The organism is Anoxybacillus flavithermus (assembly GCF_002742685.1).
Taxonomy (GTDB): domain Bacteria; phylum Bacillota; class Bacilli; order Bacillales; family Anoxybacillaceae; genus Anoxybacillus; species Anoxybacillus flavithermus_E.
This window is the reverse complement of record NZ_PEDM01000019.1, coordinates 1-13,321: the sequence shown is the minus strand read 5'-3', so window position 1 is coordinate 13,321 and position 13,321 is coordinate 1. Positions and strand designations below refer to the sequence as shown.

Genomic DNA, 13,321 nt, shown 5'->3' with positions numbered 1-13,321 from the left:
CCCCTCTTATTTTTGATTTCCTTTCAATGCATATTCTTCGGCTAACTTGTCGATTTCTTTTTTTAATTCTTCAACCATCGTCTCTTCTGGTACTTTACGCACAATTTGTCCATGGCGGAACAATAATCCTTCTCCGCGAGCCCCCGCAATACCGATGTCAGCTTCACGCGCTTCTCCAGGTCCGTTTACTGCGCAACCAAGAACGGCTACTTTAATCGGTGCTTTAATTTGGGCGATATACTCTTCAATTTCATTTGCGATGCTGATTAAATCAATTTCAATTCGTCCGCATGTTGGACAAGAAATTAATGTTGCAGCGTTCGCCGCAAGACCGAATGCTTTTAACAACTCGCGAGCCACTTTTACTTCTTCGACAGGGTCTGCGCTAAGGGATACGCGCACGGTGTTGCCAATTCCTTTACTTAAAATGGCACCGAGTCCCGCCGCACTTTTTACTGTTCCTGCAAATAACGTACCTGATTCCGTAATGCCGAGGTGTAGCGGGTAATCGAATGCGCGAGCCGCTTTTTCGTATGCTTCAATCGCTAAGCGAACATCAGAAGCTTTCAATGACACGATAATGTCTTGAAAATCAAGGTCTTCTAAAATGCGGATATGATGCAAAGCGCTTTCGACCATCCCGTCTGCAGTAGGATAGCCGTATTTCTCTAAAATACGTTTTTCAAGTGAGCCGGCGTTCACCCCGATGCGAATCGGTACGCCACGCTCTTTTGCTGCTTTGACGACGGCTTCGACTTTTTCACGCTTTCCGATATTTCCAGGGTTAATGCGAATTTTATCCGCCCCGTTTTCAATCGCTTTTAAAGCAAGGCGATAGTCGAAATGAATATCGACAACGAGTGGAATATTAATACGCTTTTTTATTTCAGCGATCGCATCTGCTGCTCTTTCATCTGGGCAAGCAACGCGAACGATTTGGCATCCAGCTTCTTCAAGTCGGTGGATTTGGGCAACGGTTGCATCCACATCATGTGTTTTTGTTGTCGTCATACTTTGAATGACGACTTCATTGTTCCCGCCAATTGTAATATTTCCTACACGAACAGGACGGGTTTTTGAACGATGAATGATTTCACTCACGCGTCAATCGCTCCTTTAACGTATTAATCAAGTCATTTTTTATTGTAGCAATGTTTCTTATTTGTTGACAATGTTTTTGCTATTTCTGTTTATAGTGTGGGATGCGATACGTTTTTCCGGCTTGAAGTGAATGTGCGTTCACATGCGGATTGAGCGCTTGAAAGTCGGTAATGAGTTGATCGATAGACACCGGCAATTTGCCATTCATTTCACGCTCGATAATGGACAGGAGTGTATCGCCACGTTGGACGGTTACTTCGCGATACGCTAACTCGTTCGTTTGTTTGTCTGTTGTTTGCGAACGAACCGTATGAATCGTTCCGTCTGTTAGATCATGGTAAGCAATGGCACATATAGCGATGAAGATAAGAAACATAAACATGTTTTTCATTCTATTTCCCACCTATATTTCTTCTTTCTCTATTCATATGGCTTGTCCTTATAAGATATGAGTAAAAATTACACTCCCTTAACATCCCTTAACATTCACTTCATATAGCATTTATATTTTTTTGGTATTCTTTGTCTGTATTTGTCGAAGGGGGGACGTGCCGTGCGTGCACAAATCAAACAGCAATTGAAAAATATAAAACCGTATATAAGAATATTTCGTATTCAACCATCGCCGAAAGTAAAACAGTGGTTATTAAAAATTAGTTTACAAAACCGTCTATTCATTTTATTTTTTAGTGTTCTATTTACTTCGCTTAGCACTGTTGGGATGATTGCTTATCATCAAGCGAAAGAAACGACGGTAAAAGCGATTGAAGACCGTCTTGAAAGAGAAGCGACGATGATGTTTGAAGTGGCACGCAATCTTATGTATATTCATGCCGGAAATGAACAAATGTTTGAAAAAAGTTTGCGTTCGGCAGTAAAACAACAAAAAGCGGAACTAATGCAAGACGGGTTAAGCGTAGACATGTTTTTAATTGGGGATGGACAAGTAAAAACATTTGAGCGAAATGAACATGTAAATGTACCAAAATCGATCCAAGAAACAATTAAAAAACAAAAAAATGGTGTGTCACATTTGAAGTGGAACGGACATACATATACATTTGCATATAAAACGATTCAAGAATTAAAAGGAACATACGTTGTAGCCGTAACTGATGAACAGTTTATGCAACCTATTCAACAACTTGCCAATATAACCCTCATTGCCATTATGGTCAGCGTCATCGTTGCGACGTTTATGATTAGGCGGTTAGTTAATGGACTAACGAAGCCGATTGCCCAACTTCGCCATGCGATGAGCCGATTGTCGCGGGGAGATTTAACCGTTGACGAACATATTTATTCAACAACGCCCGAAATCGATTCGCTTGCACGCAGTTTCCAACGGATGTTGATGAGCATGAAAAATGTCATACGTGAAATGAACGAAACAACACGACAGTTAGCCATTACAGGAGGCGACTTAGAGCATGTGTCTGAACATGTCCTTGAGTCGAACGATCAGCTCATGGCAGCTATTGCAACCGTAAAGCGAGGGGCAGAAGAGACAGCAAATGCTTCAGATGAAAGTATTTATCGAGTAGATGAGATGAAAAAGCGAATGCAACATGTGTTAGTGAGCGTGCAAAACATTTCAGCAAGCACTAGCGATATGAATCAGTCTTCGAAAGGTGGAGAAGAGAGGCTATCGCATTTAATTGCGGATATTCATTCATTTGCCGAGCAATTTAAAAAAGTAAATGACACGATTCAAAGTGTTAAACACCATTCTATGTCAATTACAAAGGTGGTAGATGTCATTCGACAAATTGCCGAGCAAACGAAGTTATTGGCGCTTAATGCAACAATTGAAGCAGCGCGCGCTGGTGAAGCAGGAAAAGGATTTGCGGTTGTCGCCACAGAAGTGAGGAAACTGGCCGAACATGCTTCAAAAGCAACGGAAGAAATTACATCATCCATTTTTTCGATGGAAGAAGTATCCATTCATGCGACAAACCAGTTTGAAGGGATGGTCACCCATTTACAACATCAGATCACGTCTGCAAATGAAGCGAAGCGTTCGTTTGATCATTTATTAAAAGAAATTCAGCGCGTCAATCGCAACGTAGGGGAAATGGAAAATGAACTAGAGCAGTTTCAACAATTATTACCGATGATTGAGACTGTAACGATAGCGTTTGCTTCGGTTGCCCAACAAACGCTAGCAAGCGCGGAAGAAATGATGTCGGTCTCGTATGACCAAACGAAACAAATGAATGATATGTACCGTGTCGGTGAACGGTTAAACGAATTGTCTCAGTCGTTATCCACAATAACTGCAGCATTTAAATTGTAAGAAGCAGGCCGATCAGCCTGCTTCTTTCACGGAAGGAAGTTCTTTAATAGACACAAACAAAATGGTGATAGAAACGAACCAATCTAACGCGACAGCGTATGGAACGACAATTTGTAATGACTCCATAATGGTAAAAAAGATCGTCGCTAGCGTAATGGAGTAAGCGGAAAGGCTCCACATGTGACGGTACGTCCCACGTTTATTTAATGTGCCACGGAAAATGAGACCGATAAACGCTAGGACGGTAACGTAAAGAAATTTGCTTGTGCATGTGAAAAAGTATAAAACAAAAAACGATAGCGAAATGACGATAGGGAGTAACGATTGGAGCGTGCGCGTAAATTCATATACGTCTTTGCTTGTAAAGCGATCCACTTGCATGATACGATACGGATATGATTGAACGTGTCCATTTGCCACAAGCGCAAACTCTTCTTTTAAAAACGCCACTGCATTTGTGTAACGTGCTACATCATCTGTTGTTAGTGTACCTGTGCTATCGAATAACATCGTCACGTCAGGACGTGCAAGCTCAATGGGTTCTTTTTCATTCGATATCAATATTCCATCAACGACTTCAAACGGAGGAAGTTCTTCGGTCAATAGTTGATGCGTTGAGCCAATCATTTTGTTTATACTTATCGTAAAGTAAACGGCAATCGGCAACGTCGCAATGAGCGATAAAAAGAACACGTAACTAATCGCTTTTCCGATCGGATGAAAGCGAAAGCGGGCAATATGTACAGGAGAATAAAGACTTTGTAATAATCGTTTCCACATCATCATTCACATCCTTTACCCATCATCATTTCTCATTCTACTTCTTTTTATGTTCGTTACACAACCATTTTGTTTCAAGTGTAGTATGTATTGACGATATGCACCTTTTTTGATAAAATTACCATCGGATATTTTGGACCCTTAGCTCAGCTGGTTAGAGCGGACGGCTCATAACCGTCTGGTCGCAGGTTCGAGTCCTGCAGGGTCCATTTGCCTCGCTAAGTAAATTAGCGAGGTTTTTTTGCAAATAATTTGAAACATTCGTTTTATTTTGGTACTCTTAAATTAGGTTCACTTATGAAACTTTTCTGTTTCTAAATATCATTTATCGGTTTCATTTGTGACCAATTACATAATACATGAGGAGGAATGAAGTATGGCATTTGAATTACCACAATTGCCTTATGCTTACGACGCGTTAGAACCACATATTGACAAGGAAACGATGAACATTCATCACACAAAACATCACAACGCATATGTAACAAACTTAAATGCAGCACTTGAAGGTCATCCGGAATTGCAAAACAAAACAATTGAAGAATTAATGGCAAATTTAGATGTAGTACCGGAAAACATCCGTACAGCCGTTCGTAACAACGGAGGAGGACATGCAAATCATTCGCTCTTTTGGACTATTCTCTCACCAAATGGTGGCGGTGAACCAACAGGCGAATTAGCTGAAGCGATTAACAACACATTCGGTAGCTTTGAAAAGTTTAAAGAAGAATTTTCAAAAGCTGCAGCTACGCGCTTCGGTTCTGGATGGGCTTGGCTTGTTGTTCATAACGGTCAACTTGAAGTAACAAGCACGCCAAACCAAGATACACCGTTAATGGAAGGAAAAACACCAATTTTAGGATTAGACGTATGGGAGCATGCGTATTACTTAAAATATCAAAACCGCCGTCCAGATTATATTTCAGCATTTTGGAATGTTGTTAACTGGAATGAAGTGGCGAAACGCTACGCGGCTGCAAAATAATGATGAAGAGCTCGACAAATTTTGTCGGGCTCTTTTTGTATATCGCTATAAAAGAGTAGGCAAACTACTTGTCAAGAAAGGGAGTTTGCTTATGAACAGATGGAAACGAATCATCGCGCACATCCGCGCGCATAGACAATTGTTTCTTTTATTGGCGATTGGTGGATTGTATTCTTTAAGCATCGCTTTGTCGAATACGTTTGTAAACGTATATGTTTGGAAAAAAGTGAACAGTTTTCATGCCCTTGGCGTGTACAATTTAGCAATTGTTACATGGCAACCACTTGCGTTTATTGTTGCTGGGCAAATTGCGAAAAAGATTGATCGCGTCATTGTTTTACGAATGGGCGTTACGTTTTTAGCTCTCTTTTTTTTAGTTGTATTGTTTAGCGGAAATAAGGCGATGAATCATTTATTTTTACTTGGCGGGTTGCTAGGTGTTGGTTACGGATTTTATTGGCTCGCATTTAACGTATTAACATTTGAAATTACTGAGCCGAGTACGCGTGATTTATTTAATGGATTGCTTGGGGCGATGACGTCTGTGGCGGGAATGATTGGTCCACCGCTAGCAGGATGGGTTATCGCTTCAAGTGAGAAGTTTACGGGGTATATGGCGACTTTTTTAGCTTCCTTATGTTTATTTCTTGCTGCTGTGATACTTAGCTTTCTTTTGCATCGACGAGGCTCGTCAGGGCGCTTTGCGCTTCGCTCGGTATATAATGAACGAAAGAAAAATAAAAACTGGAGAATGATCACGAACGCCCACTTTTTTCAAGGATTTCGGGAAGGAACGTTTGTGTTTATCGTTTCCATTTTTTTATTTATGACAACGGGAACAGAAAAAGCGCTTGGCATATTTGGCTTGATTAACGCCATCGTGTCGTTTATGACGTACTCGTTTGCGTCCAAATATATAAAGCAACGCTGGCGATTGCGCGCTATTTTATTTGGCGGTTTATTACTATACGCCTCTGTCTTTTTACTCGTTTTTAATTTATCGTACACAAAGCTAATGGTATATGGAGCGCTTATTGCTATTGGTTATCCGATTTTACTTGTTCCATATTTGTCGCTTACATTTGACGTCATTGGTCAAAGTAATCATGCGAAAGAATGGAGAATTGAATATATTGTGATGCGGGAACTGTTTTTAAATGGTGGACGTGCAACGTCTGTGTTATTGTTTTTATTAGCCATTACATTATTTGACGCGAAAGAAGCAATTCCATCATTAATGTTAATTGTTGGAGCTGGTCACTTCATTATTTATTTTTTTGTGCGACGTATTCAACTTTCCATGTAGAAATTTGCGAGCGTTTCTTTTACAATGAGGAAGGAGCAAGTAAAGGAGGTGCTCGCTCGTTTTGAAGCAAATAAAGCAAGCTCAAAAGGCAAGGAAAAAGAAAAAACGAACGCAGTTGCCGTTTCGATTAAATGTATTATTTTTTGCTGTTTTTTTACTATTTTCTGCGCTGATTTTACGATTAGGTGTCATCCAAATTGTTTATGGGGAACAATATCGGAAAGAAGTAGAGCGTACGGAAAACGTAACGGTTAATACACCAGCGCCGCGTGGCAAAATTTATGACCGCAACCATCAAATCGTTGTCGACAATGAACCTCTTCATGCGATCACGTATACGCGTACACAAACAACAAAACCTTCTGAAATGATTGAAGTAGCGAAAAAGTTAGCAACATACATTGAAAAGCCGACCGAACGTGTCACCGAGCGAGATATAAAAGATTATTGGATTTTAACAAACGAAGAGAAGGCAAAGCAAAAAATTACCCAAAAAGAATGGAAGCTGTTTCGAGAAAAAAAATTAAAAGATAAAGATATTTATCGGTTGCAACTGGAGCGTATTACAGAAGAAGATGTAAAAATGATTAAAGAAAAAGAACTTGAAGTTGTTGCTATTTTTCGGGAAATGAATAGCGGATACGCTTTAACGCCACAAATGATAAAAAATGAAGGGGTAACGGACGAAGAATATGCGGTGGTTAGCGAGCATTTGGAAGAACTGCCCGGTGTAGATGTCACAACAGATTGGAATCGTCATTATGCATTTGGTGATACATTTCGTACAGTGCTCGGCAATATTACATCATCAGAAGAAGGATTGCCGCGCGAGAAACTTGATTATTACTTGGCGCGTGATTATAGCCGAAATGACCGTGTAGGAAAAAGTTACATCGAAGCCCAATATGAAGATGTGTTACGCGGGCAAAAGGCAAAAATTAAAAATGTGACGGATAAAGCAGGAAATATTATTGAAACGATTGAAATGTCGCAAGGACAGCGTGGCAAAGACATTGTATTAACGATCGACATGGAATTGCAACAACGTGTCGAGCAAATTATTGAAGAAGAATTAATGACAATGAAACGGCGCGGTGGAACGGAATTGCTTGATCGCGCTTTCGTTGTCATGATGGATCCGAATACAGGAGAAATTTTATCGTTAGCTGGGAAGCGATATACACGTGATGAAAACGGAAAAGTTGTGTTAAAAGATTATGCCCTTGGAACGATTACATCTGCTTATGCCATGGGATCGGCGGTAAAGGGAGCGACCGTATTAACAGGATTTCAAACAGGTGTCATCCAACCGGGCACAGTGTTGATGGACGAACCGTTATATATTAAAGGGACGCCAACGAAAAAATCGCATAGCGGTATTCGTCCAGGACCGATGAATGATTTAAAGGCGCTTGAAATGTCATCGAACGTTTATATGTTTAAAACGGCGATTGCGATTGCAGGTTCTACGTATCGTCCGCATCAAGCGCTACCGATTAAAAAAGAAGCGTTTTCGATTATGCGGCGATACTTTAACCAGTTCGGTTTAGGAGTGAAAACAGGGATTGATTTGCCCGGAGAAATTATTGGCTGGCCTGGACAAAGTACGCTTCCGGGTCATTTGCTTGACTTAGCCATCGGGCAGTTTGACGTATACACGCCAATTCAAATGGCGCAATACGTTTCAACGATTGCGAACGGTGGATATCGCATTCAACCACACGTTGTGAAAGAAATTCGTGAACCAATTAGCGAAAAAAATCAAATGGGAAATGTCATTTATTCCTTTGAACCGAAAGTGTTAAACCGAATTGATATGAAAACAGAGTACATTGAACGTGTTCGTGAAGGGTTTTATCGTGTTATGCACGGTTCAAATGGAACCGCGCGCGCCTTTTTCGCGAATGCACCGTATGACCCAGCAGGAAAAACAGGAACCGCACAGGCGTTTTACGATGGACCGATTAAATCAAGAAGAATGACATCAACATACAATTTGACGCTAGTCGGTTTTGCACCATATAACAATCCAGAGGTGGCGTTTGCGGTCGTTGTGCCGTGGGTATATCAAAATCCGAGAAACCATTATCCGATCAATAACTACATCGGAAGAAAAATTTTAGATGCATATTTTGAATTGAAAACAAAGCGCCAATTCGGAGAGCAACCCTCTACTGAACCGTTGAATAATGAGGAACAAACAATGGAAAGATAAAAGAAAGCGAATTTACAAAAGCTTAACATTCGTTTAAAACGAATTTAATACCTTTCCATTATTCTATAACTCGTGGGACAAAAACTAATGAAAAAGTAGGGGGAAATCAAACGATGAAGAAAAGCAAATGGTTTGCACTCGCAAGTGTAACAAGCGCTGTATTAGCATTTACAACAGCATGTGGTGGTGGCGCTCAGCAAGGTGGCGAAAATGGCGGAGAACAATTAAGTGGAAACGTTGTTGTAGATGGATCATCTACTGTTTATCCGATTGTTGAAGCTGCCGCTGAAGCGTATGCGGGTGAACAGCCAGATGTAAAAGTATCTGTTGGTTTGTCGGGAACAGGTGGCGGATTTGAAAAGTTTACGAAAGGTGAAACAGACTTTTCAAACGCTTCTCGTCCAATTAAAGAAGAAGAAAAGAAAGCCGCTGAGCAAAACGGCATTCAATTTGAAGAGTTTAAAGTCGCATTTGACGGTCTTTCTGTTTTAATAAATAAGGATAACGACTGGGTTGATTATTTAACAGTTGATGAATTAAAGAAAATTTTCACATCAGGTGCAGTAAACGGTGATGACAAGGTGAAATGGTCAGACATTCGTCCAGAATGGCCAAATGAAGAAATTAAATTGTTCTCACCGGGACACGACTCTGGTACGTTCGACTACTTCGATGAAGTGATTTTAGATGGACAACCATTAAACAAAACAGCGCAATTATCTGAAGACGATAACGTGCTTGTTCAAGGAATTGCAGGAGATAAAAACGCGCTCGGTTACTTCGGATTTGCTTACTACATTGAAAATAAAGATAAGTTGAAAGCTGTGCCAATTGATGGTGGAAACGGTCCAGTTGAGCCAACGCACGAAACGATTCAAAGCGGTAAATACGCGCCACTTTCTCGTCCACTATTTACGTATGTGAACGTACAATCATTAAAGGAAAAAGCGCAAGTATACGATTTCGCGAAATTTTTATTAGAGAACGGTGCGGAGTTTGTTGAAGAAGTTGGTTACGTAGCTCTTCCAGAAGAACAATATCAAGAGCAATTGAAAAAGCTTGAAGGATTAAAATAATGAAACGTAAAGATGAGAAGCGACCATGTTTCGCTTCTCATCTTGCCATGAATTTGGAAAGGGGTTTTCATATTATGGCGATGACAGATGGGAATCGTTCATATTCCGTCCGTGATATGATTAAAGAAAATAAGAAAAAGCAAAGCGGACAACAGATTATGGAATGGCTAATGCCAAAGTTGTTATTGTTGACAGCGACCATCTCAATTTTGACGACAATCGGTATTTTATTCACGTTGTTATTTGAAACATTTATTTTCTTTGAGCGAGTATCGATCGTTGAATTTTTAACGAGCAAAGAATGGCTTCCATGGGATGAAAAAACAGGTTCGTTCGGTGTCGCTCCGCTTGTGACGGGGACGCTTTTAACGACAGCGATTGCCATGCTTGTTGCGATTCCAATCGGTTTAGCTTCAGCGATTTACTTGAGTGAGTATGCGTCTGAAAAAGCACGGAAAATGTTGAAACCGATATTAGAAGTGTTGGCGGGAATTCCGACGATTGTATACGGATTTTTCGCATTAACGTTTGTTACACCTCTTTTACAAAAATTCATTCCAAGTTTAGGGATTTTTAATGCGTTAAGCCCAGGAATTGTCATGGGTATTATGATTATTCCGATGGTTGCTTCTTTATCTGAAGATGCGATGAGTTCCGTGCCAAATTCCATTCGTGAAGGAGCGCTTGGCCTCGGTTCAACGAAATTAGAAGTAGCATTAAAAGTCGTCCTTCCTGCAGCGACGTCAGGTATTGCGGCATCGTTTATGCTTGCGATTTCTCGTGCTGTTGGTGAGACAATGATTGTAGCAGTAGCGGGTGGTTCATCTCCAGTCTTTACGTTTGATGTGACAAAATCGATTCAAACGTTAACAGCATACATTGTTCAAGTGACAACAGGAGATGCCGGATACGGTACAACGGTGTATTACAGCATTTATGCAGTCGGTATGACGCTGTTTGTATTTACATTAGCCATGAACTTACTCGCACAATACATTTCTCGTCGATTTAGGGAGGAGTACTAATCATGGGAAAATTAATTGATAAACAACGTGTCGTTCAACATATGAACGGTCGTCTATTGCGCAATAACGTGTTAAAATTTTTATTTTTCTTAGCGACGTTATTTGGACTTATTGTTCTCGTCGTCCTTCTATATCGGATATTCACTCAAGCAATTGGCTGGCTAAACATTGACTTTTTAAATAACTTTCCTTCCCGCCGTCCTGAAAATGCAGGGATAAAAGCAGGGTTAGTCGGTTCATTATGGCTAATGGTTATCGTTGCTCCTGTTTCGCTCATTCTTGGGGTGGGAACAGCCATTTACTTAGAGGAATATGCGAAAAAAAATCGATTTACAGATTTTATTCAAACGAATATTTCCAACTTAGCAGGTGTTCCGTCGATCGTATTCGGTTTACTCGGTTTAACACTTTTCGTTCGTGAATTGAATTTAGGGCGTAGCATTTTGGCGGCTGGTTTAACGATGAGTTTGCTTGTTCTTCCTGTCATCGTCGTTGCGGCACAAGAGGCGCTTCGTGCCGTGCCGAATCAATTGCGCGAAGCATCGTATGGTATGGGAGCAACGAAATGGCAAACGATTTATCGCATCGTTCTTCCAGCAGCGATCCCTGGTATTTTAACAGGTAGCATTTTAGCATTATCTCGTGCGATCGGTGAAACAGCACCGCTTGTCGTTTTAGGTATTCCAACGTTTTTAGCGTATTTACCACGTGGTATTCTTGATACATTTACAGTTATGCCGATGCAAATTTATAACTGGACGTCACGTCCACAGGCGGATTTCCAACACGTAGCCGCAGCAGGAATCGTCGTATTGCTCGTTGTGTTAATCTTTATGAACTCGATTGCCATTTTCATTCGCAACAAGTTTCAAAAACGTTATTAATTGCGCGTTGAAAGGGGAACTTATTAATGGAATTAACAGTTGTGAAAGAACGTAAAAATAAACAAGCTGGAGAACGAAGTGAAAAAAATGTTGTGTATCGGACGAAAAACTTAAATTTATGGTATGGCGAACATCACGCGCTAAAAAATATTGACTTAGATATTTATGAAAATGAAGTCACAGCGATTATCGGTCCGTCAGGATGTGGAAAATCAACGTATATTAAAACATTAAACCGAATGATTGAACTTGTCCCAAGTGTACGTACATCTGGGGAAATTACGTATCGCGGTCGCAATATTTTTGATAAATCATATCGTGTAGAAGAATTGCGCACACAAGTTGGTATGGTATTCCAAAAGCCGAATCCGTTCCCGAAATCGATTTATGATAATGTCGCATACGGTCCGCGCATTCACGGTATTCGCGATAAGAAAATTTTAGATGAAATTGTCGAAAAAAGTTTGCGCGGTGCAGCGATTTGGGATGAAGTAAAAGACCGCTTGCATACGAATGCATACGGATTATCAGGTGGACAACAACAACGTTTATGTATCGCCCGCTGTTTAGCGATTGAGCCAGATGTCATCTTAATGGATGAGCCAACATCGGCGCTTGACCCTATTTCAACATTAAAAGTAGAAGAGCTTGTGCAAGAGTTAAAGAAAAACTATAGCATTATTATCGTTACACATAACATGCAACAAGCGGCGCGTATTTCTGATAAAACGGCCTTCTTCTTAAACGGTGAAGTGATCGAGTATAGCGACACAGACAAACTATTCTCGAATCCAGACGATAAACGAACAGAAGATTACATTACAGGTCGATTTGGATAATCGGATAAAAAATCGTGCGGGCGTGCTCGCACGATTTTTTCAAAATAAAAGGGGGAGTGAATATGGCTGTACGTGAAAAATTTGATTACGATTTACAAACGTTGCGCGATCAACTATTACAGCTCGGAAGTCTTGCAGAAATTGCACTAACTCAGTCGTTTGAAGCGTTAAAAACAAAAAATAACGATTTAGCATTACAAGTGCTTGAAAACGACACAAAAATTGATTTGCTTGATGAGGAAATTAACGATTTTGCCATTTTATTAATTGCGAAACAACAGCCGGTTGCCATTGATTTGCGCCGCATTATTGTTGCCATTAAAATTGCCACAGATGTTGAGCGTATGGCAGATTTTGCTGTCAATATCGCAAAATCAGCGATTCGAATCGGGGAGCAGCCGTTTGTTATGTCATTAAATAAGTTAGAAAAAATGCATGAAATAGCTGTGAATATGCTTTCGTTAACGTTAAAAGCGTATTACGCAGAAGATGTCGTTGCAGCTAAAAAAGTGGCTGATATGGATGATGAAGTGGATCGTCTGTACGGGGAAACGATTCGGGAGTTACTTGAGCGCACAAAAGCACATCCAGATGCGATGTCGCAAATTACTCAACTGTCGTTTACGGCACGTTACATTGAACGCATTGCAGACCATGCCACAAACATTGCGGAAAACGTCTTTTACTTAGTAAAAGGAAAACATTATGACTTAAACGATTAAAGCAAAAAAGGATGTCTGGCGTTGGACATCCTTTTTTTGGTGTGCTCGGCATGGGTGCAATCTATAGGGTGAAAGTCCCGAACTGCGAAGGC

Annotated in this window: 12 protein-coding genes and 1 tRNA gene; 10 read left to right on the top strand and 3 right to left on the bottom strand. The window is 40.5% G+C overall.

What is annotated here, in order from left to right:
• Positions 1–6: 6 nt before the first annotated feature.
• Both ispG and yqfZ read right to left on the bottom strand, forming a co-directional pair.
• Positions 7–1,101: a flavodoxin-dependent (E)-4-hydroxy-3-methylbut-2-enyl-diphosphate synthase gene (gene ispG, locus CS060_RS09155; RefSeq protein ID WP_035050028.1), complete on the bottom strand. Its 1,095-nt coding sequence runs from the start codon at positions 1,099–1,101 to the stop codon at positions 7–9.
• Between the two features lie 79 nt (positions 1,102–1,180).
• Positions 1,181–1,492 carry a protein YqfZ gene (gene yqfZ / locus CS060_RS09150; RefSeq protein WP_035050026.1) on the bottom strand — a complete coding sequence of 104 codons (312 nt, stop codon included), beginning with the start codon at positions 1,490–1,492 and terminating at the stop codon, positions 1,181–1,183.
• A gap of 162 nt (positions 1,493–1,654) precedes the next feature.
• On the opposite strand from yqfZ, the gene CS060_RS09145 reads away from it, so the two are divergent.
• The gene (locus CS060_RS09145) at positions 1,655–3,397 is read left to right on the top strand and encodes a methyl-accepting chemotaxis protein (protein WP_099668896.1); all 1,743 of its coding nucleotides are present in this window, start codon (positions 1,655–1,657) and stop codon (positions 3,395–3,397) included.
• A gap of 12 nt (positions 3,398–3,409) precedes the next feature.
• On the opposite strand, the gene CS060_RS09140 is transcribed toward CS060_RS09145, so the two are convergent.
• On the bottom strand, positions 3,410–4,183 hold the full coding sequence (locus CS060_RS09140) for a DUF1189 domain-containing protein (protein ID WP_035050024.1): 774 nt from the start codon (positions 4,181–4,183) through the stop codon (positions 3,410–3,412).
• 129 nt (positions 4,184–4,312) lie between these two features.
• Here CS060_RS09140 and CS060_RS09135 point away from each other — a divergent pair.
• The 9 genes from CS060_RS09135 to phoU all read left to right on the top strand — a co-directional run bounded on the left by CS060_RS09135 (position 4,313) and on the right by phoU (position 13,229).
• Positions 4,313–4,386, top strand: a tRNA-Ile gene (locus CS060_RS09135).
• A 167-nt stretch (positions 4,387–4,553) separates the two neighbouring features.
• On the top strand, positions 4,554–5,162 hold the full coding sequence (sodA, locus tag CS060_RS09130; protein ID WP_035050022.1) for a superoxide dismutase SodA: 609 nt from the start codon (positions 4,554–4,556) through the stop codon (positions 5,160–5,162).
• Positions 5,163–5,253: 91 nt separating this feature from the next.
• Positions 5,254–6,468 carry an MFS transporter gene (locus CS060_RS09125; protein ID WP_099668895.1) on the top strand — a complete coding sequence of 405 codons (1,215 nt, stop codon included), beginning with the start codon at positions 5,254–5,256 and terminating at the stop codon, positions 6,466–6,468.
• Positions 6,469–6,529: 61 nt separating this feature from the next.
• Entirely contained in the window at positions 6,530–8,683 is a 2,154-nt protein-coding gene (locus tag CS060_RS09120) for a peptidoglycan D,D-transpeptidase FtsI family protein (protein ID WP_035050745.1), read from the top strand.
• Positions 8,684–8,796: 113 nt separating this feature from the next.
• Positions 8,797–9,759: a PstS family phosphate ABC transporter substrate-binding protein gene (locus tag CS060_RS09115; RefSeq protein WP_035050744.1), complete on the top strand. Its 963-nt coding sequence runs from the start codon at positions 8,797–8,799 to the stop codon at positions 9,757–9,759.
• A gap of 74 nt (positions 9,760–9,833) precedes the next feature.
• Complete coding sequence (gene pstC, locus CS060_RS09110) at positions 9,834–10,784, top strand: phosphate ABC transporter permease subunit PstC (protein ID WP_035050746.1); 951 nt, start codon at positions 9,834–9,836, stop codon at positions 10,782–10,784.
• 2 nt (positions 10,785–10,786) lie between these two features.
• Positions 10,787–11,668, top strand: coding sequence for a phosphate ABC transporter permease PstA (gene pstA, locus CS060_RS09105; protein ID WP_035050743.1), 882 nt, complete (start codon positions 10,787–10,789; stop codon positions 11,666–11,668).
• Positions 11,669–11,694: 26 nt separating this feature from the next.
• On the top strand, positions 11,695–12,507 hold the full coding sequence (gene pstB / locus CS060_RS09100; protein ID WP_035050742.1) for a phosphate ABC transporter ATP-binding protein PstB: 813 nt from the start codon (positions 11,695–11,697) through the stop codon (positions 12,505–12,507).
• 62 nt (positions 12,508–12,569) lie between these two features.
• Positions 12,570–13,229 carry a phosphate signaling complex protein PhoU gene (gene phoU, locus CS060_RS09095; RefSeq protein WP_035050741.1) on the top strand — a complete coding sequence of 220 codons (660 nt, stop codon included), beginning with the start codon at positions 12,570–12,572 and terminating at the stop codon, positions 13,227–13,229.
• Positions 13,230–13,321 lie beyond the last annotated feature (92 nt).